Below are 24,174 nucleotides of genomic sequence, written 5' to 3'. Positions count from 1 at the left end.
GAAGCCTTTTTTGTTAATACAACAAACTCAAAACCTTACACACAAACTTTTTGAACTAAATATGGATACTACACAAAATACAAAATTTCCACTCATAGTTATTGTAGGCGGAGGCTTTGGCGGTATAGAACTGGCAAAACAACTGGCTAAAGAACCAGTTGAAATTTTATTACTCGATAAACACAACTACCACTCATTTCCCCCTCTATTATACCAGGTTGCAACCGGTAGTTTAGAGTGTGAAGCCATAGCATTTTCGTTACGTAAAAATTTTGAAGGGCAAAAAAACCTTCGTTTCCGGGTTGCCGAGGTAACTGGTGTTAATACCCAAAACAATTACCTGGAAACTACTATTGGCGAAATAGCTTATGATTACCTGGTAATGGCCACCGGATCGACCACCAATTTTTTCGGTAACAAAGATATAGAGCATAATGCCATGCCTATGAAAACCATACCCGAGGCATTAAACCTGCGGTACATGTTTTTGCAAAACCTGGAACAAGCTGTTATAGCCCCTACCCGCGAAGAACGGGAACCATACCTTACGTTTGTAATGGTAGGTGCCGGCCCAACAGGCGTGGAACTGGCCGGATCATTTGCCGAGCTTAAGAACCATGTACTATCTAAAGACTATCCTGAACTAAAAAAAGAAGAAATGCAGGTTTACCTGGTAGATTTTTTACCAAAGGTATTAGGCCCTATGTCTGAAGATTCATCGGCCAAGGCTAAGGGTTACCTCGAAAAAATGGGTGTTAACCTCATGCTGGGTGTTAAAGTAGAAAGTTACGATGGTACCGAACTTAAATTTGAAGGAGGAAAAGTAATTCGTACCAAAAACGTAGTATGGTCTGCAGGCGTTATGGGTGTTGTGCCCGAGGGCATCTCTGAAGATCTGCTGGTTAAAGGTAATCGTATTAAAACAGACGAAATTTGCCGGGTAGTGGGCACCAGTAATATTTTTGCCATTGGCGATGTTGGGGCATCTGTTACGGAAGCTACACCTAATGGTCATCCGGGTGTGGCCCAGGTAGCCATACAGCAAGGTAAAAAGCTGGCCGAAAACCTGGTTCATTTAATTAAAGGTGAGCCAACCGAAGCCTTTAAATACAACGACCTTGGATCGATGGCAACTATTGGCCGTAACAAAGCCGTAGCCGATTTAGGGAAAATAAAACTCAGCGGTTTTATAGCATGGCTAACCTGGATGTTTATTCACTTAATCTCTTTATTAGGCTTTAAAAACAAGGTGATTACCTTTATTGCCTGGTTGGGTAGCTATATGACCTATAACGGTGGTACACGCTTAATTATACGCCGTTATGTACGTGAAGTTGCCCCAGAAGCTGCGGCCGCTGCACAGTTGCCGAAAACAGATTGATTTTTGAAGGTGAAAAGTTAAAGGTTAAGGGTGAACAGATTCTTTCCCGATTCCATTGCGGATAAAAAACAAAGGGTGAAAAGTTAAACTTTTCACCCTTTGTCTTTATCCTGATATAAGCGGTTCAATTCTAACTTTCAACATTATGCTTTAAACCTATATTCCTTCACTTCCTTTCAGCACCATTTTGTAATGCTGAATGCTGGCTTCTTCAAACTGAGGGCCTGTTTTTTCAAAATTAAATTTTTCGTACAAGGTTACAGCCTGTATTTGCGCATGCAGGTAAACGTAATTAGCATCAGCAGGTAAATCGTTCAGTACGGCTTGCACTAATGCCTGGCCTACGCCAAATCCTCTAAAAGATGTGAGCACTGCAAAACGCTCCAGCTTATATCCTTTATCGGTTTTACGCCAGCGGCAGGCTCCGGCAGGCACACCGTTAACCATGGCTATAAAGTGTGTCGATTCGTCTTCAAATTCCCATTCCAGTTCAGGAGGACAATTTTGTTCGTCTACAAAAACCTTGCGCCGTATGGCAAATACCTTGTCCAGGTCAGGCTGTTCCGTTACCTTGCTTATTTTTATTTTTTGATTCATTTACTTTTTGTGTAGTACTTAATGTTCTTTTTGCTTTTTCCTGATGATTGACATGGGCCGCATCATAAGTATGGGTGCAACCTAAGTTATCCTCGCTTTTAGCTAATTGAGATAGCTTTACATAAAACTTATGAATTTGCTCTAATTCCTGCTCGCTCAAATCTTCAATATTTACCATCCGGTTACTGGCACCTTCCATAGCAGCTATCAGTTCGTTCAGCTTTAAATGTACAGCCTTTGAATCCTTATTTTGCGCCTTTTGAATAAGGAACACCATTAAAAAAGTAATAATGGTAGTGCCGGTGTTAATAACCAGCTGCCAGGTTTCCGAGTAACGAAATACAGGGCCGCTGGCCGCCCATACCACTATTACCATAGCTGCTATGATAAACGCGCCCGAACTACCGGTAGCCATAGTTGCCCAATTGGCAAAACGTTCAAAAAAACCGGTATTCCTGCTCTTTGACATTGATGATCTGATTAAATATAATTAAGTATCCATAAAAAAAAGCGCCAATGCAAATGTGCATCGGCGCTTTCACAAAAATCTGATTAAAAAGTTACAATTTGCTATTCACATCCAAACAATTCAAATCGGCAAAGGCTTGGGTTAAACGCTTAACAAACGTTTCCTCACCTTTACGCAACCAAACGCGCGGATCATAGTATTTTTTATTAGGAGAGTCTTCACCATCAGGGCTACCAATTTGCGATTGCAGGTAACCTTCTTTCGATTTGTAAAAATCCTTAATACCTTCCCAGAACGCCCATTGCATATCCGTATCGATGTTCATTTTAATGGCACCGTAAGAAATGGCTTCACGAATCTCTTCCTGGCTCGAACCCGAACCACCATGAAACACGAAGTTGATCGGCTTTTCGGTAGTGATACCATGTTTGTTTTTAAGATACTCCTGTGAGTTATGCAAAATAACGGGTTGCAATTTTACATTACCCGGTTTGTAAACACCATGTACGTTACCAAAAGCAGCGGCAACAGTAAAACGCGGACTTACCGCCGATAAATGCTCATAAGCATACGCAACTTCTTCGGGCTGAGTATATAAACGTGAGCTATCTACATCACTGTTATCAACACCATCTTCTTCGCCACCGGTTACACCGAGCTCAATTTCAATGGTCATACCCATTTTAGCCATGCGTTGCAGGTATTTGGCCGATATTTCAATGTTCTCTTCAATAGGCTCTTCCGACAGATCGAGCATGTGCGAAGAGAACAGCGGTTTACCGGTTTCGGCAAAGTGCTTTTCGCCATGCTCTAATAAGCCGTCTATCCAGGGCAATAGTTTTTTAGCGGCATGGTCGGTATGCAAAATTACCGCAATACCATAATGTTCTGCTAATAAATGCACATGCTTAGCGGCCGATACCCCACCCAGAATACAAGCCTGAAGCGCGGAATTATCTAATGACTTACCCGCATAAAACTGCGCGCCACCGTTAGATAACTGAATGATTACCGGCGAATTAACCGCCTTGGCTGTTTCCATTACGGCATTAATGGAGTTGGTACCTATTACGTTAACGGCCGGTAAAGCAAACTGGTGCTTTTTGGCGGCTTCAAACATTTCCTGCACCTGATCGCCGTGCAAAACGCCTTTATAACTTTTTAAATCCATATACGAGATTAATTTATTGTACGAATGTATAATTTTTTATGTATTTCAAGTATAAAGTAATGCGGTAAATTATATCATCGACTATATATTTTAGTGCCGAACCTTTAAATCTATGCCTCCAGGCCAATAATTAAGTAAGATAATTTTTGTTTATTTGCAACTGATATTTATGAAAGAAATAGCAATGGCGTGGTTTAAGAGAGAATCAAAAGGTATCACTACCTCCACCGAAGATAAAAAGGAAGCCCCGGACGGTGTTTGGAACAAGTGCCCTAACTGTAAAAGACCCCTGCATTACTCCGAGCAGGTTGAAAATCAATATGTTTGTCATTATTGCGGTTTTCATTTACGCATTGGTTCTAAAGAATATTTTTCTGTATTATTTGATAAAAACGAATTTACCGAACTGTTTGCCAACTTGCGTTCGGGCGACCCGCTGGAGTTTGAAGACACTAAAAAATATAAAGACCGTTTAAAAGATACCATAGCCAAAACCGGCTTAAATGATGCAATACGTGCTGCCCATGGCCTGGTTGAAGGCCAGCCGTTAATGGTAGCTTGTATGGATTTTAGTTTTATAGGTGGCTCTATGGGCTCGGTAGTGGGCGAAAAAATAGCCCGTTCTATCGACTACAGTATTGAGCATAAGGTGCCTTTCCTGATGATTTCTAAATCGGGTGGTGCGCGTATGATGGAGGCCGCATTTTCGTTAATGCAAATGGCTAAAACATCGGCTAAACTGGCCTTACTGGCTAAGGCTAAAGTACCTTACATCTCTTTACTAACCGACCCAACCACAGGTGGCGTTACGGCATCGTACGCTATGCTGGGCGATATTAATATAGCCGAACCAGGTGCGCTGATAGGGTTTGCTGGTCCGCGGGTTATTAAGGAAACCATTAAAAAAGACTTGCCAAAAGGGTTTCAAACTTCAGAGTTTTTGCAGGAACACGGCTTTTTAGATTTTATAGTTGACCGCCGGGAAATGAAAGAAAAATTAGCATCGTTTTTAAAAATGATGGTAAACTAATACAGAGAGGCTCTTGATTACTCAAGAGCCTTATTGCTTCAAAAACATTACCGTCCGGTTATTCGTCAAACAATTTTCGGTACTATGAAATACAGGTGCTACCCGTAGTATATTAAGCAAAACCATTATACCATTACCAAGCTACCTAAAATGGCAAAAACATGACGTACTCTACCTGTTTGGTATATCTTTTAGTATAAAACTTTGCTTACATTTGTATTGTAATAAAACAGATATGAATCTTCCTATATATTTAGACAATAATGCCACCACTCCCATGGATCCACGGGTACTGGAAGCAATGATACCTTACTTCACTCAAAAATTTGGTAATGCGGCCAGCCGTAACCACCATTTTGGCTGGGTAGCCGAAGAGGGTGTTGATTATGCCCGCGAACAGGTAGCTAAATTGATCGGTTGCAGCGAAAAAGAGATCATCTTTACCTCGGGTGCTACCGAATCGGATAACCTGGCTATTAAGGGTGTGTTTGAAATGTATAAGGAAAAAGGCAATCATATTATTACTACCGTTACCGAACATAAAGCAGTTTTAGATGCCTGTAAACATGTTGAAAAATTAGGCGGTAGGGTTACTTACCTGCCCGTTAAAGAAGACGGACTGATTGACCTGGAGCAACTGGAAGCAGCCATGACCACCGAAACCATCCTGGTATCTATCATGTATGGTAATAATGAAATCGGTGTAATACAACCTGTTAGAGCCATTGCTGACATAGCCCATAAATACGGTGCTTTGTTTATGACCGATGCGGTTCAGGCTGTAGGCAAAATACCTGTTGACGTTAACCGTGATGGTATTGACCTGTTGGCATTTACCGCACATAAAATGTACGGTCCTAAAGGTGTTGGTGCTTTATACGTTCGCCGTAAAGGCCCAAGGGTTAAAGTTACCGCCCAAATGGATGGTGGCGGCCATGAACGCGGTATGCGTTCGGGCACGTTGAACGTACCTGGTATTGTAGGTTTTGGTAAAGCCTGTGAAATTGCCTATAACGAAATGGAGAGCGATGCTATCCGTTTATCTGCCCTGCGCGATAGGTTACAAGCTAAGTTAACCGTACTGGAAGAAAGTTATGTTAACGGCAATGTTAACCATCGCTTACCGCATGTAGCCAACATTTCCTTTAAATACGTAGAAGGCGAAGGTTTGATGATGGCTATGAAAGATTTGGCGGTATCGTCAGGTTCGGCCTGTACATCAGCTTCCTTAGAACCCTCTTACGTTTTGAAAAGCTTGGGTTTATCTGACGATCTGGCACACTCTTCTATCCGTTTCGGTTTGGGCCGTTTTACAACCGAAGAAGAAGTTGATTATGCCGTTGAGGTTACTTTAAAGGCCGTAACACACCTTCGCGAGCTTTCTCCGCTGTGGGAAATGTTTAAAGAAGGCATCGACCTTGACTCTATTGAGTGGGCAGAACATTAATTGATGGGCAAATAAGTGAATGTGCAGATATGCAGATTAACTTGGCACTAAATTAGAGATTATAATATATTAAGCGGAACATCAGGAAACTGACAACCGTCAACTAATAACTGACAACTAAATATAAAAAGCTATGGCTTATTCAGATAAAGTAATTGATCATTACACCAACCCACGCAACGTGGGTACATTAGATAAAAGTAGCCACAAAGTAGGTACCGGCTTAGTTGGTGCTCCTGAGTGCGGCGACGTGATGCGTTTACAAATTGAAGTAGACGAAAACAACATGATCACTGATGCTAAGTTTAAAACTTTCGGCTGTGGATCAGCTATAGCTTCGTCATCATTAGCCACCGAGTGGTTGAAAGGTAAAAGCATTGACGATGCTATGTCTATCGACAATATGGACATTGTGGAAGAACTGGCTTTACCACCGGTAAAAATCCACTGTTCAGTATTAGCCGAAGACGCCATCAAAGCTGCTATTAATGATTACCGCGTTAAAAACGGCATGGCTCCTATCGAGCTGGAAAAATCACACCATTAATAATTCAGAAACAAGATACAAGAAGTTAGAAACAAGTAAACAGGTTTCGTCTTGGCTCTTGGCTCTAATCTCTTGATTCTATTCTTATGGTTACCATAACAGATAAAGCAAAAAGTAAGATAGACCATCTGATGCAGGATGCCAGCCTGGATGCTTCGTATTTTTTACGGGTATCGGTACAAGGCGGCGGTTGCTCGGGCTTATCTTATAACATGGACTTTGACAACGAAGAAAAAAAGGGCGACCAGTTCTTTGAAGACAGAGGCATTCGTATTGCGCTGGATATGAAATCATTTTTATATCTGGCCGGTACCGAACTCGATTTTTCGGACGGGTTGAATGGTAAAGGTTTCAACTTTATTAACCCTAACGCCAGCCGTACCTGCGGTTGCGGCGAAAGTTTCTCGGTTTAAGGTTCAATTATTTAAATTATACAGGAGGCGCTTTACAGCGCCTTTTTTCATGGGTATAAATCTTTATCTATCGCAGGCAAACGCTTTCACCAAATGGAATGTTATATCCAACCTATCAGTTTAAATCTGTCCAAGAATTGTACGCTTTACCGAATTAACAAGCTCAAACTAACAGGTTGAAATGAGATTAATTAAGCCAAACACACAATTCCTACCCTCCCCTGTTATAGCACCTATGGATAACAGTACCATTGTTATATTAGCCAGCAACCGCAAAGAGTGCAACACCAAAAATTTTGTAGTTGATAGTTATGGTACTTTAACCGCTACCCTTATTTACCTCTTAAATTATACTATTACGTCTTAAAGCTATCAGGAAACTTAATCCCCCATTATGATAACTTTCAACATATCATTAACCAAATACTGGAGCATGATGTAATCGTATTGACAACAACAGTTTATTGGTTTATTACGAGCGGTTTGATGAAAACACTTTTTGATCGCCTTATCGATCTCGTCGTAGTAGATAAAGAAACCGGTCGTAAATTTAAAGGAAAAATTATTAAACTTTTAGTCACCAGTACGGGTGAACATTTACCCGTTGGTTATGAAGCTCCCTTCAGAAAAACTGCCGATTATTTTGACATAATCTATGACGGCTACCGGTATCAATTGTTTAGCGAATAGGCCTTTTTTTATATTGTATATACAAATAACTTAGCCTAAGTTTGTTTACTAATTATAAGCTAAATATTATAGATTCATGAACACGGTTAATAAGCCAAGCACTGTTCCTGCCCTCATACGCCATATTGTAGCCCATATTCACCCCGATACGCATACCTTTCTAACTCATAAAGTAAAGGATAAATGGGTTGATATATCGTACCGGGAAGCTATTGAAAAAATTGACGCCATATCGGCCTGGCTACTTAATATGGGCATTCAAAAAGGCGACCGCTTAGGCCTGGTGATCGAAAATAGTCCCGATTATATTTATTATGACCAGGCATTACAGCAAATCGGCGCCATTAACACCTCTATATACCCTACCCTTACCGAAGCCGAAACAGAATATATCCTGAACGATTCGGGATTGAAGATTTTGCTGGTAGGCAATCACTTTCTGCTAAAAAAAGTAATGAAGGTAGCCAACAACTGTCCTTCGCTATTACGTATGATCACCGCTTTTGATGATTTTGAAAAATATACCGAAAAGGTAAGCCTCAACGCCGGTGTAATTGGTTTTAATAAATTAATAAATGAAGGGCTGGGTTTGGTTAGCCAGTACGCAAGTGCCATTATTATAGCACGCGAAGCTATTCTGCCGTCCGATCTTTCCTGCCTCATCTATACATCGGGCACAACTGGTACGCCTAAAGGCGTAATGCTCATGCACAGCAATTTTGTTCAAACCGTTTGGGCTGGGTTAGAGCAAATTTCGGTAGTGGATAAAAATGATACTTTCCTGTCTTTTTTACCGCTATCTCATGTGTTTGAACGCGCTGCTACTTATTATATGTGCTTGGGTGGTGGTTGCCGTATTGCTTTTGCCCAAAGCCTTGAGCTGCTGGCCAAAAATATGATAGAGGTTAAACCAACCATCATGAACTGTGTGCCTCGCCTGCTCGAACGCATTCATGACAAGGCCATGAAAAATGGTGCCGATGCCGGCGGCATGAAAACCAGAATCTTCAATTGGGCTTTTAAAATTGGGAAGGAACGCCGTGAGGTTGTGGAAAGCGGTAAAAAGCCTGGCTTAATATTACGTAACCAACATGCGCTGGCCGAAAAATTAGTATTCAGCAAGATTAAGGAAAAAACCGGCGGACGGTTAAAGTTCCTAATTTCGGGTGGTGGTGCATTGCCCAAAAATGTGGGCGAATTTTTTGGTAACGTAGGCATACCGGTACTGGAAGGCTACGGTTTAACCGAAACCACGGGCCCGGTTTGTGTAACCGAATTTGACCGCCAGGTTTACGGTACAGCCGGCTTAGTACTGCCCAATTCGGAAATTGCCATTCAAAATATTGAAACGGGACAAATTTATACCGTGCAAACGCATACGTCGATGAACCCTAACCTGATTTCGGAAGAAGGCGAGATCATTATTAAAGGGATAGCCGTAATGAAAGGTTACTGGAACAAACCCGAGGAAACCAGCGTGGCTATTGATAAAGACGGCTGGTTCCACAGTGGCGATATTGGCCGTTTTTACAAGGGATATTTGCAAATAACCGACCGGTTAAAAAATATGTTGGTTAACGCCTACGGTAAAAACATATACCCAACCCCGGTAGAGAACACCTATTTAAAAAGTCCGAAAATTGAGCAGATATTTCTGATAGGTGATGCCCGCGAATACGTGACTGCCATTATAGTACCTCCAAAAGAGTTGTTACAGGAAACGTTTAGTTTAAATGAAGCCTGGTTTGAGCTGTCGGATAAATTTGTACATGACAAAGCAATAACTGATTGGCTAAATGAAGATATCCGTAAGTTAGGTAACGAGCTGGCTAAATTTGAACGCATCAAACACTTTCGTATTAAGCGCAATCCCTTTAGTATGGAAGAAGGTGAAATGACCGTTACACTGAAGGCTAAACGTAAGGTGATACAGCAAAAATACGCCGATGAAATTAACGAAATGTATTTGCAGAAGGCAGAGGATTAGCCCTCCGAACCCCCTGAAGAGAGAGCATGAACACAAAAATATTTTGTTTGTATGCTTGCGCTCATCTGCGATGAGTGCTTAACATGTGTGGACAATTGCATTACCCTAAAAAAAAATTCGCGTTAGCGAGTGCAGCGGATACCTGGCATTGTGGCCAAGGCATTGCGCAGTATGAGCGTAAGGCGCCGCCCGGAGGGAAACGCCATGATAATAAATAACAATGCAGCATAGATTTAATTATACATGCTTAGTAACGACGATATAAAATTTTACTTCAGCATATTTAAAGGCTTAAACTTAGCCGATATTACAGAGCTATTTAAGATGGCGCATACCCGTCATGTTCCGGCTAACGGTATTTATATCGAGGAAGGTTCATCGTCTAAAAAATTAGGACTGATACGCAAAGGCTTAATTAGGGCTTACAAAGTAAAAGAAAACGGTGACGATGTTACTTTAATTCTACGTTGGGAAAACCAATTTGTGGCATCGCATGATAGTGTGATCCTTGATCAACCGTCCCGCTTTATATACCAGGCCTTGGAAGACACCACGCTAATGGAACTGGATTATGGCAAAGTGGAGAACATTTTGGATAATAATCCTAAGCTTTCCTCTCATCGAAACATTTTCCTGTTACGTATGCTGGCCGAATCGCTGGAAAGAATGGAATCTTTTGTGCTGCTAACACCCGAAGAACGGTACCTGCAACTGATAAAAGATAAGCCTGATATTTTTAACCGTGTTCATAATAAATACCTGGCAACCCTACTGGGCATAACACCCGTTTCTTTAAGCCGTATTCGCAAAAGAATTTCCCAAGTGCCTAAACGATAATTATCCTTTGTTAATTTTTGGCTGATTGTACGAACATAGATTTGCATTAACAAATAGTAATGGTTATGCATTTTACATTCGAAACATTCATCAGGCTCTTTGGTGTATCGGCAATACGATATTTTGTAATAGCCGGTGTACCATTCATGCTGGTTTATAAAATACTAACTTCTTGGTTCAGCAAATCAAAAATTCAGAAAAAGGAAGCAAATATTAAAGACTTTGAACGCGAGATATTGCATTCCATGCAAACCACGGCTGTTTTGGTAATTGTAGGCTATATCGCGTTTTTCACTCCTTTCAAAAATCATAGTCAAATTTATACTAACATTAATGCCTATCCAATTTGGTGGATTGGCGTCAGCCTTATTTTAAGCCTTATTATACACGACACCTATTTCTATTGGATGCACCGCCTACTGCACCACAAAAAGCTCTTTAAGCTAACACACCTGGTGCACCATCAATCAACCAATCCTTCGCCCTGGGCATCTTATTCCTTTCATTTTATTGAGGCCTGGACCGAGGGCGCCGTTCTGTTTGTGATCGCACTGCTTATTCCGGTTCACCCGTTGACTATTATCGTGTTTACTATTATTGGTTTTATGATTAATGTGTACGGCCATTTAGGGTTCGAAGTAGCACCGCGGTGGTTCAGGCATACCGTTTTGTTCGAGTTTATAAACACTTCGGTACACCATAACATGCACCACAGTAAATTTAAAGGCAATTACGGCTTATACTTTAGAGTATGGGACCGTATGATGGCTACCGAGCATCCAGACTATGTACAGGATTATGACAGGGTGCAGCAAAATAGGTTTGATGATACTACAACACACAGCCACAAGCTTTACCAATTTAAACGAAATGTACGGCTTGGGGTAAAACACCATAATTAGTTGGTACTGTTAGTTAAAACCAACAACTTAATAATTCAATAACTCCCTAACATAACAACAAACCCCTATCTTTGCTCCCTTAAAAATACCGTTTTTTACTATGAGTATTGCAGATTTATCTGAACAGGAAATATTACGCCGCAAATCGTTACAGGAGTTACGAGCATTAGGGATAAACCCTTATCCAGCCGAAGCATATCCTGTAAATGCCTGGGCACAAGATATTACTATCAACTTTAACGCCAACCCCGATAATTATAAAGAGGTAAACGTAGCCGGCCGCATCATGTCGCGCCGTATTATGGGTAACGCCAGCTTTTTGGAATTGCAGGACGCCACAGGCCGCATTCAGGCCTACATTAAGCGCGATGAGATATGTACCGGCGAAGATAAAACACTGTATAATACTGTATTTAAAAAACTGTTGGACCTGGGCGATTATATAGGTGTAAAAGGCTATGTGTTTTTGACCCAAACCGGCGAAATTTCGATACATGTTAGCGAACTGGTTATTTTAGCGAAATCGTTAAAACCGCTACCGGTGGTTAAGCGCGACGATGATGGCAACATTTACGATGGTTTTACCGATCCCGAAATGCGTTACCGCCAGCGTTATGTGGATTTGACGGTTAACCCGGCTTACAAACAGATTTTCATTAACCGCTCGAAAGTGATTAGCACCATGCGTAATTACTTTAACGAGCAGGGCTGGATGGAAGTAGAAACCCCTATTTTACAAGCCGTACATGGCGGTGCAGCGGCTCGTCCGTTTAATACCCATCACAACACGCTGGATATGCCGCTTTACCTGCGTATAGCCAACGAATTGTATTTAAAGCGCCTTATAGTAGCTGGCTTCGACGGGGTATATGAGTTTGGTAAAATGTTCCGCAACGAAGGCATGGATCGCACGCACAACCCCGAGTTTACAGCTATGGAGATCTATGTAGCTTATAAGGACTACATTTGGATGATGGAAATGGTAGAGCATTGCCTGGAGAAAGTTGCCTTAGCTATTCATGGCCAGCCTTTGGTAAAAGTGGGTGAACAGGAAATAAATTTTGCCGGTCCGTACGAAAAACTATCGATGTACGATTCTATATTAAAGTACACCGATATTGATGTATCGGCCATGGATGAGGGGCAATTGCGCCAAACTTGCCGCAACCTGGCTATTGAAGTAGATGCCTCAATGGGCAAAGGAAAATTAATAGACGAGATTTTTAGTGCCAAGGTAGAAGCCAACCTAATACAGCCTACCTATATAACCGACTACCCTATTGAAATGACTCCATTAGCCAAAAAGCACCGTACAAAAGACGGATTGGTGGAACGTTTCGAGCTGTTTGTAAATGGTAAAGAGATAGCCAATGCCTATAGTGAGCTGAACGACCCGCTGGATCAACGGGAGCGTTTGGAAGATCAGCTATTACTGGCCGGTCGTGGTGATGAAGAAGCTATGGCTATGGACGAGGACTTTTTACGTGCCCTGGAATACGGTATGCCGCCAACATCGGGCTTAGGTATAGGTATTGATCGTTTGGTAATGCTGATGACTAACCAAAGCACCATACAGGAAGTACTGTTCTTCCCGCAAATGCGCCCCGAGAAAAAAGTTAAAGTAGTAACCGTACAAGATTTTGTAAACCTTGGCGTACCTGCCGGGTGGGTGCCGGTACTCAACAAAATGGGTTTTAATACGGTGGAAGAGTTAAAAGCCGCTAACCCAAATAAAGTTTATAACGATATGGGTGGCATGCGTAAAAAGTTAAAGCTCGATTTAGTTATGCCAACTAAGGAAGAAGTGATGGCTTGGTTTGCGTAAATTTTAAAGATTCAACTCATTTACGATGAACCCAAAAGTGTTCACAATGAAATAGTCCGTTATTATACATTAAACTTCAAAAAACTTCATTATTCTTCATTTAATTAGGTTTTTGAAATTAGTGAAATGCGATATTTTGTTTAAAAAGCGTTCAAAAGCGTTCACGTGTGAACGGTTTTTAAACGCTTTCATGAACACTTTTTCTACAATACTTAACCAAAACTTAAAACACAGCTAACTTTTGATTTATATTCCTATTCTACTTTTATAAAAATAGGATTTTATGAACTCAACGCTCGAAATTACAGATCGCGAATTTTTGATCAAGCTGGACCGCTCGAAGTTCAATGTATCTTTTGTACGGTCTTTATTAAAACTGGTAGAATTTTCTAACCCGTCTGAAGATGATTTTATTATCCCCGACCGTTATATTCAACCCAGTCAAAGCTATAATTCGGAACCAGATTACTTCGGTAATATTAGCGAAAAATAAAAGGCCTGGATGTTATCATCCAAGCCTTTTTATATTATTCTTTTACTATACCTGTGTCTGAGCTTGTCCAAGATTTGGCATGTAGTACAAGTCTTCGTCAAGCTCAAACTGAAACTACAATAGTTTATATCCGCTTTACAATCCCTAAAAGTTCCGGTACCCACCGCGCTGAACTTGTTGCTTGTCCATTTGCGCCATTTGCCCCTTCATCATTTTAATTTGCTCGGCCAGTAATTTGTTTTTATCTTCTTTAGCCGCTTCCGACAGATATTGCTGTGCTTCGCGTTTATTGCGTTTTGCCATGGCTATACCTGCCAAACTTAATTTTGCCAAGGCAATATTATGCGACATGGTCATGCCTAATTGCAACGCTTTCTTAAAAAACTTCTCTGATTTCAACGGGGCCTTGCGCGATTCTATTAAACCTATCAGCAAGTTATAATAACCGTGCTGCGCTTTAAAAAGTTGCTTTTCGTAATCGGTTATTTTTAACAACCATTTTTCGGCCTCGTCCGAGTTCTCTTTACGCAAGTAATATTGCGCTATCAGCATGTTTTCGTTATAAAAGAAAGTAAGTAGCACTAAACCTCCAATTAAAAACACTAAAATACCCCAGCCCCAAAAACCAAAGGCGCAAAGGGTAACACCTGCACCCATAACCACACAGGCTATAATTAACCGAACAATATTCGACATCATTTGTACATTTTGTATTATTGTGCAAATATCCGTTTATTTATACGCTTACGCAATTAACCGCACAAATATTTATATGGCTGTCGAAATAGAATCTTCCTGGTTAAAAATACTGTACAATGAATTTGAAAAACCTTACATGCTGCAACTTAAACAATTCTTAAAACAGGAGAAAGAAGCAGGGCATAAAGTGTATCCAAAAGGCAGCGACATTTTCAATGCCTTTAACCATACCCCATTTACCCATCTTAAAGCTGTTATTTTAGGGCAGGATCCTTACCATGGTGCTAACCAGGCTATGGGACTATCTTTTGCCGTACACAAAGGCATCCCGGTTCCGCGGTCATTGGCTAACATTTACAAAGAACTTAAAACCGATATACGCGGCTTTGAAACCCCCAACCATGGCGATCTTACCAAATGGGCCGATCAGGGTGTGCTCCTCCTCAACGCTACTCTAACGGTACAAGCCGGGCTGGCAGGTTCGCATCAAAAAAAGGGTTGGGAAACATTTACCGATACCGTAATCCGTAAAATCTCAGAAGAAAAAGAAGGGATCGTATTTTTATTATGGGGACGCTTCGCACAAGCCAAAGCCGAACTCATAGATCAAACCAGACACCACATCTTAAAGGCTGCTCACCCCTCCCCTTTCTCAGCAGAAAGCGGATTTTTCGGTTGCCACCACTTTAGCAAAACCAATGAGATTTTGAAGAAAGAAGGGAAAGAGGAGATTGATTGGCAAATAGTTTAGCGGAGTTAATATTATAGAATCAAGATAAAAAACTATTAATCTCTATATTCTTGATTCTATAATCTTGACTCTGAATTAGTATTCCAACGGCACCGTAGGTTCTTTTTTACTGGTAGACATGATCATCATGGTTTGGAAAGTTTTCACCACGGGGATACGGCTTATCTTATCCATGATCAGTTGTTCATACAATTTAATATCGCGCACGTACACTTTCAGCAAAAAATCGCACTGGCCGGTAACGTGATGACATTCCGTTATTTCCTTAATTTTTTGGATCTCTTTTAAAAAAATATCAATGGTATTGCTCTTATGAAAATCGAGCGACACCTGTATAAATGTTTTGATACCAAGCCCCAGCTTCTCTTCATCTACCAAAGCATGGTAACTCTTGATGTATTGCGCATTTTCCAATTTGCGTACGCGCTCTAAAGTAGGTGCGGGCGACAACCCAATTTCGTTGGACAGTTGGAGATTGGTAATACGCCCGTTCTCTTGAAGTATCTTTAATATTTGAAGATCAATTTTATCTAATTCAGCACCCATGTTTGCAAAGATATATCAGTACGCCACAAAATAAAATTTTTTATTGATATAGATAAACAAAAGTTAATTCTTTCTGTATTATAATTTAGACTTGTCTAAATTATATATTAGATTTGCATAAATGCACTCATTTACAGAAGAAAACTACCTTAAAGCAATCTACCATTTGTTATGTAGTGCACAAAACGCTACAACAAATGATATTGCGGCAGCTTTAGGAACCAAGGCTGCATCGGTTACCGATATGCTTAAAAAGCTTTCCGAAAAAAAGCTGATTAATTATGCACGTTACCAAGGTGTTACACTTACAGCTAATGGTGAAAAAATTGCCCTGCACATCGTACGCAAACATCGCCTATGGGAACATTTTTTAGTAGAAAAACTTAAATTTAAATGGGACGAGGTGCATGAAATGGCCGAAGAACTGGAGCATATATCATCGGTAGAACTGATTAACCGCCTGGATAAATTTATGGGATGCCCACAATTTGACCCTCATGGCGATCCCATACCCGATACGCATGGGCAAATGAAAAATCAGCTGTTGCAACCAGCATTAATGCTCTGCAAGAATCAAACGGGCACTATTGCCGGCGTGGCCGACCATTCTTCTACCTTTTTGCAATACCTCGAAAAAACGCAGCTTACTATTGGGCAAACGATAACTATAACCGATGTTACTGATTACGATCTATCGGTATTACTGCAAGCAAACAACAAACAATTGAACATAAGCCGCGAAGTGGCTAAAAACTTATTAATACTCGTATGAGCACGAATAGTGAATCATTAGGCAGTGTACACGGCTCAGTTGATACCGAAGGAAAAACCGGTTGGCGCAAAATTATGGCCTTTATTGGCCCAGCTTATTTAATTAGCGTAGGTTATATGGACCCGGGCAACTGGGCGACTGATTTACAGGCGGGCAGCCAATTTGGCTACCGTTTAATATGGGTTTTGCTCATGTCAAATATTATAGCTTTGCTGCTGCAATCGTTAAGTGCGCGATTAGGTATTGTACGCGGGCTTGATATTGCGCAGGCTTCTAAAAAAACCTATCCGCGTTTTGTAAACTTTTGTCTGTATATACTGGCACAAATTGCCATTATAGCCTGCGACCTGGCCGAAATTATCGGTATGGCTATAGGTTTACAGTTGCTGTTCGATCTGCCATTGATTTGGGGAGTATCCATTACCATGCTCGATACCCTGCTGCTGCTCTTCCTTTTAAATAAAGGCATGCGCAGGCTCGAAGGTTTCATCGTATCCCTTATTTTCATTGTAGGCTTATCATTCCTTATTGAAATGATTATCGTGAAACCCGACCTACCCGAACTGGCTAAAGGCTTTATACCAACCGCCTTAAACCACGATGCCTTATATATAGCTATTGGTATTATTGGTGCTACGGTAATGCCGCATAACCTATATTTACACTCTTCCCTGGTACAAACCCGTAAAATTGACCGCAGCGATTCGGGCATCAGGAGTGCCATTAAGTTTAACTTTTGGGATACCACCATCGCTTTAAACCTGGCCTTTTTTGTAAATGCCGCTATATTAATTTTGGCGGCCAGTGCTTTTTTCAGGAATGGTTATCACGAGATAGCCGAAATTGAAGATGCCCATAAATTACTCAGCAATATATTTGGTCCGCTGGCACCTAAATTGTTTGCCATAGCTTTAATAGCAGCCGGGCAAAGCTCTACCATTACCGGTACCCTTGCCGGGCAAATTATTATGGAAGGCCACTTAAACCTGCGTATAGCCCCGTGGCTGCGGCGTTTGCTTACCCGTATGCTTGCAATCATTCCTGCTTATTTAACCTTACTTTATGCCGGAGAGAATGGCTTGGGCCGCCTATTGGTATTAAGCCAGGTAGTATTAAGCTTACAGTTAGGTTTCGCGGTTGTCCCTCTTATCCACTTTACATCGGATAAGAAAACAATGGGCAAGTTTGCCAACAACACCCTGGTCAAAATCGGCGCCTGGACGTGCGCCTTATTAATTGTAGTTTTAAACGGCCGGCTGGTAATTGAGGAAATAAGTAAATGGAGTGCGGCTAACCCCGCTTCGGGTTTTTTAATACACTTTGTTATTTCGCCAATTGCAGCGGGTGTAGCTTTATTACTAATTTATGTTTTTATGAAACCATTTATTAGTAAGCCGGTAAGGGAAGTAGCTATACCACATGGCATGGCATCGGTTATTAACAATATTGACCTGGTGGCCTACAACCATATTGGTGTAACTATCGATTTTACCAACAACGACCAAACTGCTATCAGGCATGCGCTGATGCAGGGTGGCAAAAAAGCTGCTTACATACTTATACATGTGGTAGAAACTGCCGGAGCCCAGTATCATGGCACCCAGGTTATGGATCATGAAACGCAAAGTGATTTTGATAACATGGAGCAGTACGTTAACGCTTTGGCACAACTGGGCTACAATGCCATAGCACACATTGGTTATGGTAGCCGGGGCGATGCTATTGCCGGGATAGTAAATAAAGAAAAGGTTGATTTTCTGGTTATGGGATCGCACGGGCACAAAGCCATAAAAGATCTCATTTATGGCACTACTGTTGATACGGTAAGGCACTTGGTAAATGTACCGGTGCTTGTAGTTAAGGCTACCCCAAAATAATTTCGCATATTTGCAGGCTTGCCATGAACGATCAACTTTACATCAAAAATAAAAAAGCATACTTTGAATACTCGGTTTTAGACGAATATACCGCTGGTATAAAACTGCTGGGTACCGAAATCAAATCTATCCGCGAGGGCAAGGTTAACTTAGGTGATGCCTTTTGCACTTTTATTAACGAACAGCTTTACGTGCGCAACATGCACATATCCGAATACACGCACGGCTCATTTTATAACCATGAATATAAACGCGACCGTGTACTGCTTCTCAACAAAAAAGAACTTAAAAAACTAAAGGCTCGTACCGAAGAAAAAGGACTGACCATTATTCCCCTGGCCATGTTTATTAGCGAACGTGGGTTTGCTAAATTAAAAATCGGCCTTGCACAGGGTAAAAAAACCTTCGACAAACGCGAAACCATGAAAGAACGCGATACGAAGGTGGAGATGGATAGGGCAATGAAGAGATAGTTTTTTTGTTTTCGAATTTCGAATTTTCCAGTCACTCAAGCAGAAATATTATAAATAATTTTTATATTCTGTAATAATTCCTTTTTTCGGAATACTTATGTATTTAAATAAGTAAGCTGATGAAAATTACGCCCGCAAACTCCTCCCGGCCCGATTATTTGCCATTTAACCGGTATGCCTATGTGTTTATGCTGCTAACCGGTGGTGCATTTATATACATGAAAGATTGGGGACAGGCCGCTACATGGATAAACCTGAGTTTAGCTTTCGATCCTTTTAACCCGGCACAGCCCTGGGCGTTGAGGCCGTTTTGGCAACGTGTTTGGCTTATTTTGCATCTGGTTTTTGGTATTGGTGTACTCATACTCAATTTTAATACTAAATAATTGGAAGAAAGCGTATTTATACAACAGGTAAACCTGTGCCAGGGCATGATGATAAAGCTGATTGGCCTGTATGCTTATTCGGTTGAAGACCGTAATGACCTTTACCAGGAAATTTTACTGAATGCATGGAAAGGTGTTAACCATTTCAGACATGAGGCTAAATTTAGCACCTGGTTGTACCAGGTGGCGTTAAATACCTTGTTAACATTTAACCGCAAAAAAAAACCGCTGATATACCATGATGCTATGGAAGACTTTATTATTCCGGTAGCACCCCAAACCGATAGCCGCGAAGAGATACAGCAATTGTACACCGCCATAAGGCAGTTAACCAAAACCGACCGGGCCCTGATCATTTTACACCTCGAAGGTTATGATAACCAGGAAATTGCCGCTATGATAGGTATTAAACCTAATTATGTTGGTGTAAAGCTTTTCAGGATAAAGAACCAGTTACAAACACTTTTACAAACTGTATAATGGATTTACAAAAAATTTGGCAAAGCCATATACCCTCCACTCATATCCTGCACATTAATCACATTAGCGACCTACAAGTGAAAAACAGCCTAAACCCTTTAAAAAAAATAAAGGGACGGTTGAAAGTAAGCGCAATATGGTGCGCAACTATTGCAATAATATATATAGCTATAATGGTTTATTACCACATTTGGCAAATACAAGCTTTAATTGGTGTGGCACTATTATTTACGGTTTGGGCAGGCTCTTCGGCTTACAGGTTACATACTCAAATCAGCGAAAATGTAACAGCTAATAATTTACTGGCCGAATTGCGGCGTAACCGCGATGTGATGACAAAGTGGATAAGCCTGCAAAACCAGATTGCACTTTTTGTTTACCCATTTAGTGCCTGTGGCGGTTTTTTACTGGGTGGCTTTGTTGGTTCGGGCAAAAGTGTGGAATGGTTTTTAAGCAAACCCGGCGTAGTTTGGATATTGATTGCCACTATAACGATATTAACCCCTTTGTGTTATTACTTAGGCCGGTGGATGTGCAAGGTTGCCTATGGCAATCTCATCGACCAGCTTAACCGCTCTATTACTGAGCTATCCAGCACCCCAATTGAATAGACACAGCAGACAAGAAACAAGAGCCAAGACTTTAGCATATTTAGTATATAAAATATTTCTCTTATTTCCTGGCTGCTGTTGTTTCTTGTTTCTCGTCTCTTGTTTCTTGTTTCTTGCCTCTAACCTCACCACGCTTTATCGCCTACCAACGGTACAAACCTAAAAGTATCCAGTACTACTTTTTCGTAATCGTTTTCGGCTACCTTGAGTATGGTAACCATTTTTTGTTCCTTTTCGTCGCCCACGGGTATTACCAATAAGCCACCTACATTAAGTTGTCGCAATAATATTTCGGGTACGGTGGGGGCGCCGGCAGTAACAATAATTTTATCGTAAGGGGCATGGCTTTCAATACCCTTAGAGCCATCGCCTAAAAAAAAACGTGGAAGGTAGCCCATATAGGGCAATACCTGTATGGTACGTTCATAAAGTTTTTCCTGCCTTTCTATAGTGTACACCTGTGCGCCCAGTTCTAACAAAACGCAGGTTTGGTAACCGCAGCCGGTACCTATCTCCAATACCTTTTGTCCTTTATCGATATGCAGTAACTCGGATTGATAGGCTACCGTGTAAGGCTGCGAAATAGTTTGCCCCTCGCCTATAGGGAAAGCAATATCCTTATAAGCCTGGTTCCAAAAAGTTTCATCGAAAAAGAAATGACGGGGCACTTTATTTATGGCCTGGAGCACCTGCTCATCTTCAATCCCCTTTTTTTTGAGCAGTTCCACCAACCTTTTGCGGGCACCTTTTTCACGGTAATTATCTATAAATTTATACGCCATTTCTACTACAAATCTAACCTAAAAAGGCCATTTAGGCGTTAACAATTTAAACTTGTTATTCGCGCCGCATAGGAGTGGTTTGGCTGTTAGCCTCCCTGTATAACAGTTATTATACGCGGTATAAACTTTGTACTTACTGTAACGTATGGGTGCATAAGCACGTATGGTTTAAAATATTTTTTTTTAACATGAAAAACTTTATACTTCCTAAACTAATAGCTTTGTTGTGCATCTTAATTGCTACATCAGCTTGTAAAAAGGAAATTATTTACCAGGACAAAAAACCAGGCCAGTTAGAAGCAATTGCAACTGTTATTAATACCGGAAGCCCTGCACTGGATGGTTGTGGCTGGCTTATTAAAGTTGGCACGGTTAGCTACAGTCCCGATAATTTGCCTGAAAACTTTAAAGAAAGCGGCATTAACGTAAAAATTGAATACACTGTTTCGGATGCCGATTTTGTTTGTGGATGGGGACAAAAATTAAAATATATGCACCTGTATGATATTAAGCGGTAAATTTTAGTATGGGTCAACATCGGGCTGTATAATGCAGCCCTTACTTAATTTTGTGGTTTGAAACTGCAGGATCACCTCGCGAATGATGGCTTTCACCTTTACAATCGATACACCGTCCTTTTCAAACTTCAACATTATAGATTTGATGTAAAAGTTACGGATGCGGCTTACTAATGGGTATTCGGGGCCTATAACACGGTCGCCAAAGTGTTTGCGTAATTCCACTGCCAGGTATTCGGCCTGATGATAAAGCTTTTCGGCATCCTTGTGCTTAATATCCATTTGAATAATACGGTAAAAAGGCGGATACTTAAAACTTTTACGCTCATCTATCTCGGTTAAATATAGTTCCTTGTAATCGTTACGTATCACCTGGTCAATTACCCGGTGCTGCGGGTTATAGGTTTGTATCACTACCTTACCTTGTTTGCCTCTGCGCCCTGCCCTGCCGCTCACCTGGGCCAGCATTTGAAAACTACGCTCGTTGGCCCGGTAATCGGGGTATTTAAGCAGGCTATCGGCATTAATAATGCCGATAACGGTAACATCCGAAAAGTCGAGTCCTTTGGCTACCATTTGCGTACCTACTAAAATATCGATGCGCTTTTCTTCCAAGTCATTGAGTAGGGTTTGATAGGCGTTGCGGGCACGGGTAGAATCAAGGTCCATGCGGGCTATGCGGGCATCAGGTAATAATACTTGTAACTCGTCTTCAATTTTTTCGGTACCAAAACCTTTGTACTCTAAATGTGCCGAACCACAAGCCGGACAAGTGCTTAACGATTCTTCTTTATAGCCGCAGTAATGACAATGCAAATGGCTACTGCTTTTATGGTAAGTTAAACTTACATCGCAATTGATACAACGCGGCGTAAAAGCGCATACCCGGCATATTAATATCGGTGCATATCCCCGACGGTTTTGAAACAAGATCACCTGCTCTTTATTAGCCAAAGCCACTTCCGTATTGCGCATGAGCACACTGGTAAAGTGCGATTGCATACTTTTGCGCTTCATTTCTTCGGTAATGCTCACCACCTCTATTTCGGGCAGGCTCACACCGCCGTAACGTTCACTTAGTTCCACCAAACCAAACTTTTGCGTACGTGCATTGAAGTATGATTCGAAAGATGGCGTAGCCGAGCCCAGCAGTACTTTAGCCCGGTAACGGTTAGCCAGGTAAATGGCAGCATCGCGGGCATTATACCGCGGTGCGGGGTCAAACTGCTTGTAGGAAGTTTCGTGCTCTTCATCAACAATAACAAGCCCTAAATTATCGAACGGTAAAAATACCGATGAACGCGCACCCAGTACCACTTTGTACTCGTGGTTAAGCACCTTTTGCCAAACTTCTACCCGCTCATTATCGTTAAAACGAGAATGGTAAACGCCAATATCGTTACCAAAATATTTGCGCAGACGCTCAATAACGTGAGTGGTCAGGGCAATTTCGGGCAGCAGGTATAGCACTTGTTTGCCGGCCTGAATGGCTTCTTCTACCAGCCTGATGTAGATTTCCGTTTTGCCCGATGAGGTTACCCCGTGTAGCAGTATCACCTCCTTTTCTTTAAACTGCTGCTGTAGATCATCAAGCGCAACCTGCTGTGCATCACTCAGTTTAAACGTAGCCGACTCACTGAAATCTTCATAATATAAGCGGCTTACGTTTTTATCTTCTATATAAAAAATCTCTTTATCGGTTAATGCCTTAACTACGGTGGTACTGGCACCGCTGGCTTCCATTAAATCGTTTTTGGAGATTACTTTTTGCTCACGCGACAGCTTTATATAAGCCAGCAAGGTATCAGCCTGCTTAGGGGCACGGCGTTCCAGTTCGGCAAACAGCTCGCGACGCATATCGGCATCATCATACAACGGGTTAAGCCTGATGTAACTACGCTTACGGGGCTTATAACGTTCGCTTACTTCTTCAGATATATGAATGATATTTTTATCAAACATGGACTTCAGCACCGGCATCACTATTTTTTGGCCTAGCAGCTTTACAATATCGCTAACGCTTAATATGGGTTGAATATCCAGCGCGTCAACTATCAAAAACTCCTTATCATGCAAAACCGAACGATCTATTTCGCCATTGGGGTTGAGCATAATGCGGGTTTCGCTGGCCAGCTTTAAAGCCGATGGCAATGCGGCAGCCATTACTTCGCCTGTATTGCACAGGTAATAATCGGCCAGCCATTTCCAAAAATCCAGTTGCTGCTGGGTAACCACGGGCCGGTCGTCCAATACTTCCATCAGGTATTTGGCCTGATACTTTTCGGGGGCCACCTGGGTTATATCTTTAATAATTGCGGTGTAAAGCTTGCTTTTGCCAAACTGCACCACTACCCTTTTACCTACGGCCACAGCATCGTTCAACTCTAACGGTACGCGGTAGGTGTAGTTTTTAGAAATGGCTAAGGGTAATATAACTTCTGCAAACAGGGTTAATCGTCCGGTATATTGATGATCGGCAAATTCTAACAT

26 protein-coding genes and 1 pseudogene are annotated in these 24,174 nt (G+C 41.4%); 20 read left to right on the top strand and 7 right to left on the bottom strand.

Annotation, left to right across the window (positions count from 1 at the left end; translation table 11 throughout):
* Positions 1–61 precede the first annotated feature (61 nt).
* The gene (locus ACFQ3S_RS00800) at positions 62–1,381 is read left to right on the top strand and encodes an NAD(P)/FAD-dependent oxidoreductase (RefSeq protein ID WP_377160205.1); all 1,320 of its coding nucleotides are present in this window, start codon (positions 62–64) and stop codon (positions 1,379–1,381) included.
* A 156-nt stretch (positions 1,382–1,537) separates the two neighbouring features.
* Here ACFQ3S_RS00800 and ACFQ3S_RS00795 read toward each other — a convergent pair whose 3' ends face one another.
* The 3 genes from ACFQ3S_RS00795 to fbaA form a co-directional block, all read right to left on the bottom strand.
* Positions 1,538–1,978 carry a GNAT family N-acetyltransferase gene (locus ACFQ3S_RS00795; protein WP_377160203.1) on the bottom strand — a complete coding sequence of 147 codons (441 nt, stop codon included), beginning with the start codon at positions 1,976–1,978 and terminating at the stop codon, positions 1,538–1,540.
* Positions 1,935–2,447: a low affinity iron permease family protein gene (locus ACFQ3S_RS00790; RefSeq protein WP_377160201.1), complete on the bottom strand. Its 513-nt coding sequence runs from the start codon at positions 2,445–2,447 to the stop codon at positions 1,935–1,937. The genes ACFQ3S_RS00795 and ACFQ3S_RS00790 overlap by 44 nt, the downstream gene beginning before the upstream one ends.
* 91 nt (positions 2,448–2,538) lie before the next feature.
* A complete protein-coding gene (gene fbaA, locus ACFQ3S_RS00785; protein ID WP_377160199.1) occupies positions 2,539–3,618 on the bottom strand; it encodes a class II fructose-bisphosphate aldolase in 1,080 nt (359 codons plus the stop codon).
* Positions 3,619–3,802: 184 nt separating this feature from the next.
* Here fbaA and accD point away from each other — a divergent pair, with 184 nt between their 5' ends.
* The 11 genes and pseudogenes from accD to ACFQ3S_RS00730 all read left to right on the top strand — a co-directional run bounded on the left by accD (position 3,803) and on the right by ACFQ3S_RS00730 (position 13,789).
* The gene (gene accD / locus ACFQ3S_RS00780) at positions 3,803–4,648 is read left to right on the top strand and encodes an acetyl-CoA carboxylase, carboxyltransferase subunit beta (protein WP_377160652.1); all 846 of its coding nucleotides are present in this window, start codon (positions 3,803–3,805) and stop codon (positions 4,646–4,648) included.
* Positions 4,649–4,883: 235 nt separating this feature from the next.
* A complete protein-coding gene (locus tag ACFQ3S_RS00775; protein ID WP_377160197.1) occupies positions 4,884–6,095 on the top strand; it encodes an IscS subfamily cysteine desulfurase in 1,212 nt (403 codons plus the stop codon).
* 133 nt (positions 6,096–6,228) lie between these two features.
* Positions 6,229–6,642 (top strand): Fe-S cluster assembly scaffold IscU, encoded by a 414-nt coding sequence (iscU, locus tag ACFQ3S_RS00770; RefSeq protein WP_377160195.1) that lies wholly within the window; start codon positions 6,229–6,231, stop codon positions 6,640–6,642.
* An 86-nt stretch (positions 6,643–6,728) separates the two neighbouring features.
* Entirely contained in the window at positions 6,729–7,055 is a 327-nt protein-coding gene (locus ACFQ3S_RS00765; protein WP_377160193.1) for a HesB/IscA family protein, read from the top strand.
* Between the two features lie 235 nt (positions 7,056–7,290).
* Positions 7,291–7,422, top strand: coding sequence for a hypothetical protein (locus ACFQ3S_RS00760; protein WP_377160191.1), 132 nt, complete (start codon positions 7,291–7,293; stop codon positions 7,420–7,422).
* Between the two features lie 11 nt (positions 7,423–7,433).
* Positions 7,434–7,745 (top strand): annotated as a pseudogene (locus tag ACFQ3S_RS00755) (NAD(P)H-dependent oxidoreductase); the annotation flags it as partial.
* 76 nt (positions 7,746–7,821) lie between these two features.
* A complete protein-coding gene (locus ACFQ3S_RS00750; protein WP_377160189.1) occupies positions 7,822–9,732 on the top strand; it encodes an AMP-dependent synthetase/ligase in 1,911 nt (636 codons plus the stop codon).
* 243 nt (positions 9,733–9,975) lie between these two features.
* Positions 9,976–10,569 carry a Crp/Fnr family transcriptional regulator gene (locus ACFQ3S_RS00745; RefSeq protein WP_377160187.1) on the top strand — a complete coding sequence of 198 codons (594 nt, stop codon included), beginning with the start codon at positions 9,976–9,978 and terminating at the stop codon, positions 10,567–10,569.
* Between the two features lie 65 nt (positions 10,570–10,634).
* Complete coding sequence (locus ACFQ3S_RS00740) at positions 10,635–11,471, top strand: sterol desaturase family protein (protein WP_377160185.1); 837 nt, start codon at positions 10,635–10,637, stop codon at positions 11,469–11,471.
* A gap of 100 nt (positions 11,472–11,571) precedes the next feature.
* Positions 11,572–13,296 carry a lysine--tRNA ligase gene (lysS, locus tag ACFQ3S_RS00735; RefSeq protein WP_377160183.1) on the top strand — a complete coding sequence of 575 codons (1,725 nt, stop codon included), beginning with the start codon at positions 11,572–11,574 and terminating at the stop codon, positions 13,294–13,296.
* Between the two features lie 283 nt (positions 13,297–13,579).
* Positions 13,580–13,789, top strand: a complete 210-nt coding sequence (locus tag ACFQ3S_RS00730) for a hypothetical protein (RefSeq protein ID WP_377160181.1) — start codon at positions 13,580–13,582, stop codon at positions 13,787–13,789.
* Positions 13,790–13,933: 144 nt separating this feature from the next.
* On the opposite strand, the gene ACFQ3S_RS00725 is transcribed toward ACFQ3S_RS00730, so the two are convergent.
* The gene (locus ACFQ3S_RS00725) at positions 13,934–14,485 is read right to left on the bottom strand and encodes a DUF2892 domain-containing protein (RefSeq protein WP_377160650.1); all 552 of its coding nucleotides are present in this window, start codon (positions 14,483–14,485) and stop codon (positions 13,934–13,936) included.
* A gap of 76 nt (positions 14,486–14,561) precedes the next feature.
* Here ACFQ3S_RS00725 and ung point away from each other — a divergent pair, with 76 nt between their 5' ends.
* Positions 14,562–15,239 carry a uracil-DNA glycosylase gene (gene ung, locus ACFQ3S_RS00720; RefSeq protein WP_377160179.1) on the top strand — a complete coding sequence of 226 codons (678 nt, stop codon included), beginning with the start codon at positions 14,562–14,564 and terminating at the stop codon, positions 15,237–15,239.
* A gap of 75 nt (positions 15,240–15,314) precedes the next feature.
* Here ung and ACFQ3S_RS00715 read toward each other — a convergent pair whose 3' ends face one another.
* The gene (locus tag ACFQ3S_RS00715; protein WP_377160177.1) at positions 15,315–15,785 is read right to left on the bottom strand and encodes an Lrp/AsnC family transcriptional regulator; all 471 of its coding nucleotides are present in this window, start codon (positions 15,783–15,785) and stop codon (positions 15,315–15,317) included.
* Between the two features lie 121 nt (positions 15,786–15,906).
* Here ACFQ3S_RS00715 and ACFQ3S_RS00710 point away from each other — a divergent pair, with 121 nt between their 5' ends.
* The 6 genes from ACFQ3S_RS00710 to ACFQ3S_RS00685 all read left to right on the top strand — a co-directional run bounded on the left by ACFQ3S_RS00710 (position 15,907) and on the right by ACFQ3S_RS00685 (position 20,384).
* Positions 15,907–16,557 (top strand): metal-dependent transcriptional regulator, encoded by a 651-nt coding sequence (locus ACFQ3S_RS00710; protein WP_377160175.1) that lies wholly within the window; start codon positions 15,907–15,909, stop codon positions 16,555–16,557.
* On the top strand, positions 16,554–18,434 hold the full coding sequence (locus ACFQ3S_RS00705) for an Nramp family divalent metal transporter (protein ID WP_377160173.1): 1,881 nt from the start codon (positions 16,554–16,556) through the stop codon (positions 18,432–18,434). The genes ACFQ3S_RS00710 and ACFQ3S_RS00705 overlap by 4 nt, the downstream gene beginning before the upstream one ends.
* A gap of 23 nt (positions 18,435–18,457) precedes the next feature.
* Positions 18,458–18,907, top strand: a complete 450-nt coding sequence (gene smpB / locus ACFQ3S_RS00700) for an SsrA-binding protein SmpB (protein ID WP_377160171.1) — start codon at positions 18,458–18,460, stop codon at positions 18,905–18,907.
* A gap of 119 nt (positions 18,908–19,026) precedes the next feature.
* The gene (locus tag ACFQ3S_RS00695) at positions 19,027–19,293 is read left to right on the top strand and encodes a hypothetical protein (RefSeq protein ID WP_377160169.1); all 267 of its coding nucleotides are present in this window, start codon (positions 19,027–19,029) and stop codon (positions 19,291–19,293) included.
* Complete coding sequence (locus tag ACFQ3S_RS00690) at positions 19,294–19,773, top strand: RNA polymerase sigma factor (protein WP_377160167.1); 480 nt, start codon at positions 19,294–19,296, stop codon at positions 19,771–19,773.
* The gene (locus tag ACFQ3S_RS00685; protein WP_377160165.1) at positions 19,773–20,384 is read left to right on the top strand and encodes a hypothetical protein; all 612 of its coding nucleotides are present in this window, start codon (positions 19,773–19,775) and stop codon (positions 20,382–20,384) included. The genes ACFQ3S_RS00690 and ACFQ3S_RS00685 overlap by 1 nt, the downstream gene beginning before the upstream one ends.
* Positions 20,385–20,509: 125 nt before the next feature.
* Here the strand turns inward: ACFQ3S_RS00685 and ACFQ3S_RS00680 are convergent, their stop codons facing one another.
* Complete coding sequence (locus ACFQ3S_RS00680; RefSeq protein ID WP_377160163.1) at positions 20,510–21,166, bottom strand: protein-L-isoaspartate(D-aspartate) O-methyltransferase; 657 nt, start codon at positions 21,164–21,166, stop codon at positions 20,510–20,512.
* 188 nt (positions 21,167–21,354) lie between these two features.
* On the opposite strand from ACFQ3S_RS00680, the gene ACFQ3S_RS00675 reads away from it, so the two are divergent.
* Complete coding sequence (locus ACFQ3S_RS00675) at positions 21,355–21,684, top strand: hypothetical protein (RefSeq protein WP_377160161.1); 330 nt, start codon at positions 21,355–21,357, stop codon at positions 21,682–21,684.
* A 3-nt stretch (positions 21,685–21,687) separates the two neighbouring features.
* Here ACFQ3S_RS00675 and priA read toward each other — a convergent pair whose 3' ends face one another.
* The gene (gene priA / locus ACFQ3S_RS00670) at positions 21,688–24,174 is read right to left on the bottom strand and encodes a replication restart helicase PriA (RefSeq protein ID WP_377160159.1); all 2,487 of its coding nucleotides are present in this window, start codon (positions 24,172–24,174) and stop codon (positions 21,688–21,690) included.

Origin of the sequence: Mucilaginibacter terrae, assembly GCF_042679325.1 — a bacterium.
GTDB lineage: Bacteria > Bacteroidota > Bacteroidia > Sphingobacteriales > Sphingobacteriaceae > Mucilaginibacter > Mucilaginibacter terrae.
This window is presented reverse-complemented; position numbering and strand designations above follow the sequence as displayed.

Bases quoted from the DNA above. Each gene is read 5' to 3' on its own strand.
- ACFQ3S_RS00790 (WP_377160201.1), bottom strand. From the start codon at position 2,447: ATGTCAAAGAGCAGGAATACCGGTTTTTTTGAACGTTTTGCCAATTGG.
- ACFQ3S_RS00775 (WP_377160197.1), top strand. From the start codon at position 4,884: ATGAATCTTCCTATATATTTAGACAATAATGCCACCACTCCCATGGAT.
- fbaA (WP_377160199.1), bottom strand. From the start codon at position 3,618: ATGGATTTAAAAAGTTATAAAGGCGTTTTGCACGGCGATCAGGTGCAG.
- lysS (WP_377160183.1), top strand. From the start codon at position 11,572: ATGAGTATTGCAGATTTATCTGAACAGGAAATATTACGCCGCAAATCG.
- ACFQ3S_RS00685 (WP_377160165.1), top strand. From the start codon at position 19,773: ATGGATTTACAAAAAATTTGGCAAAGCCATATACCCTCCACTCATATC.
- ACFQ3S_RS00760 (WP_377160191.1), top strand. From the start codon at position 7,291: ATGGATAACAGTACCATTGTTATATTAGCCAGCAACCGCAAAGAGTGC.
- iscU (WP_377160195.1), top strand. From the start codon at position 6,229: ATGGCTTATTCAGATAAAGTAATTGATCATTACACCAACCCACGCAAC.
- ACFQ3S_RS00765 (WP_377160193.1), top strand. From the start codon at position 6,729: ATGGTTACCATAACAGATAAAGCAAAAAGTAAGATAGACCATCTGATG.
- ACFQ3S_RS00800 (WP_377160205.1), top strand. From the start codon at position 62: ATGGATACTACACAAAATACAAAATTTCCACTCATAGTTATTGTAGGC.
- ACFQ3S_RS00730 (WP_377160181.1), top strand. From the start codon at position 13,580: ATGAACTCAACGCTCGAAATTACAGATCGCGAATTTTTGATCAAGCTG.
- ACFQ3S_RS00715 (WP_377160177.1), bottom strand. From the start codon at position 15,785: ATGGGTGCTGAATTAGATAAAATTGATCTTCAAATATTAAAGATACTT.
- ACFQ3S_RS00725 (WP_377160650.1), bottom strand. From the start codon at position 14,485: ATGTCGAATATTGTTCGGTTAATTATAGCCTGTGTGGTTATGGGTGCA.
- accD (WP_377160652.1), top strand. From the start codon at position 3,803: ATGGCGTGGTTTAAGAGAGAATCAAAAGGTATCACTACCTCCACCGAA.
- ACFQ3S_RS00675 (WP_377160161.1), top strand. From the start codon at position 21,355: ATGAAAAACTTTATACTTCCTAAACTAATAGCTTTGTTGTGCATCTTA.
- priA (WP_377160159.1), bottom strand. From the start codon at position 24,174: ATGTTAGAATTTGCCGATCATCAATATACCGGACGATTAACCCTGTTT.
- smpB (WP_377160171.1), top strand. From the start codon at position 18,458: ATGAACGATCAACTTTACATCAAAAATAAAAAAGCATACTTTGAATAC.
- ACFQ3S_RS00795 (WP_377160203.1), bottom strand. From the start codon at position 1,978: ATGAATCAAAAAATAAAAATAAGCAAGGTAACGGAACAGCCTGACCTG.
- ACFQ3S_RS00740 (WP_377160185.1), top strand. From the start codon at position 10,635: ATGCATTTTACATTCGAAACATTCATCAGGCTCTTTGGTGTATCGGCA.
- ACFQ3S_RS00680 (WP_377160163.1), bottom strand. From the start codon at position 21,166: ATGGCGTATAAATTTATAGATAATTACCGTGAAAAAGGTGCCCGCAAA.
- ACFQ3S_RS00710 (WP_377160175.1), top strand. From the start codon at position 15,907: ATGCACTCATTTACAGAAGAAAACTACCTTAAAGCAATCTACCATTTG.
- ung (WP_377160179.1), top strand. From the start codon at position 14,562: ATGGCTGTCGAAATAGAATCTTCCTGGTTAAAAATACTGTACAATGAA.
- ACFQ3S_RS00695 (WP_377160169.1), top strand. From the start codon at position 19,027: ATGAAAATTACGCCCGCAAACTCCTCCCGGCCCGATTATTTGCCATTT.
- ACFQ3S_RS00745 (WP_377160187.1), top strand. From the start codon at position 9,976: ATGCTTAGTAACGACGATATAAAATTTTACTTCAGCATATTTAAAGGC.
- ACFQ3S_RS00705 (WP_377160173.1), top strand. From the start codon at position 16,554: ATGAGCACGAATAGTGAATCATTAGGCAGTGTACACGGCTCAGTTGAT.
- ACFQ3S_RS00750 (WP_377160189.1), top strand. From the start codon at position 7,822: ATGAACACGGTTAATAAGCCAAGCACTGTTCCTGCCCTCATACGCCAT.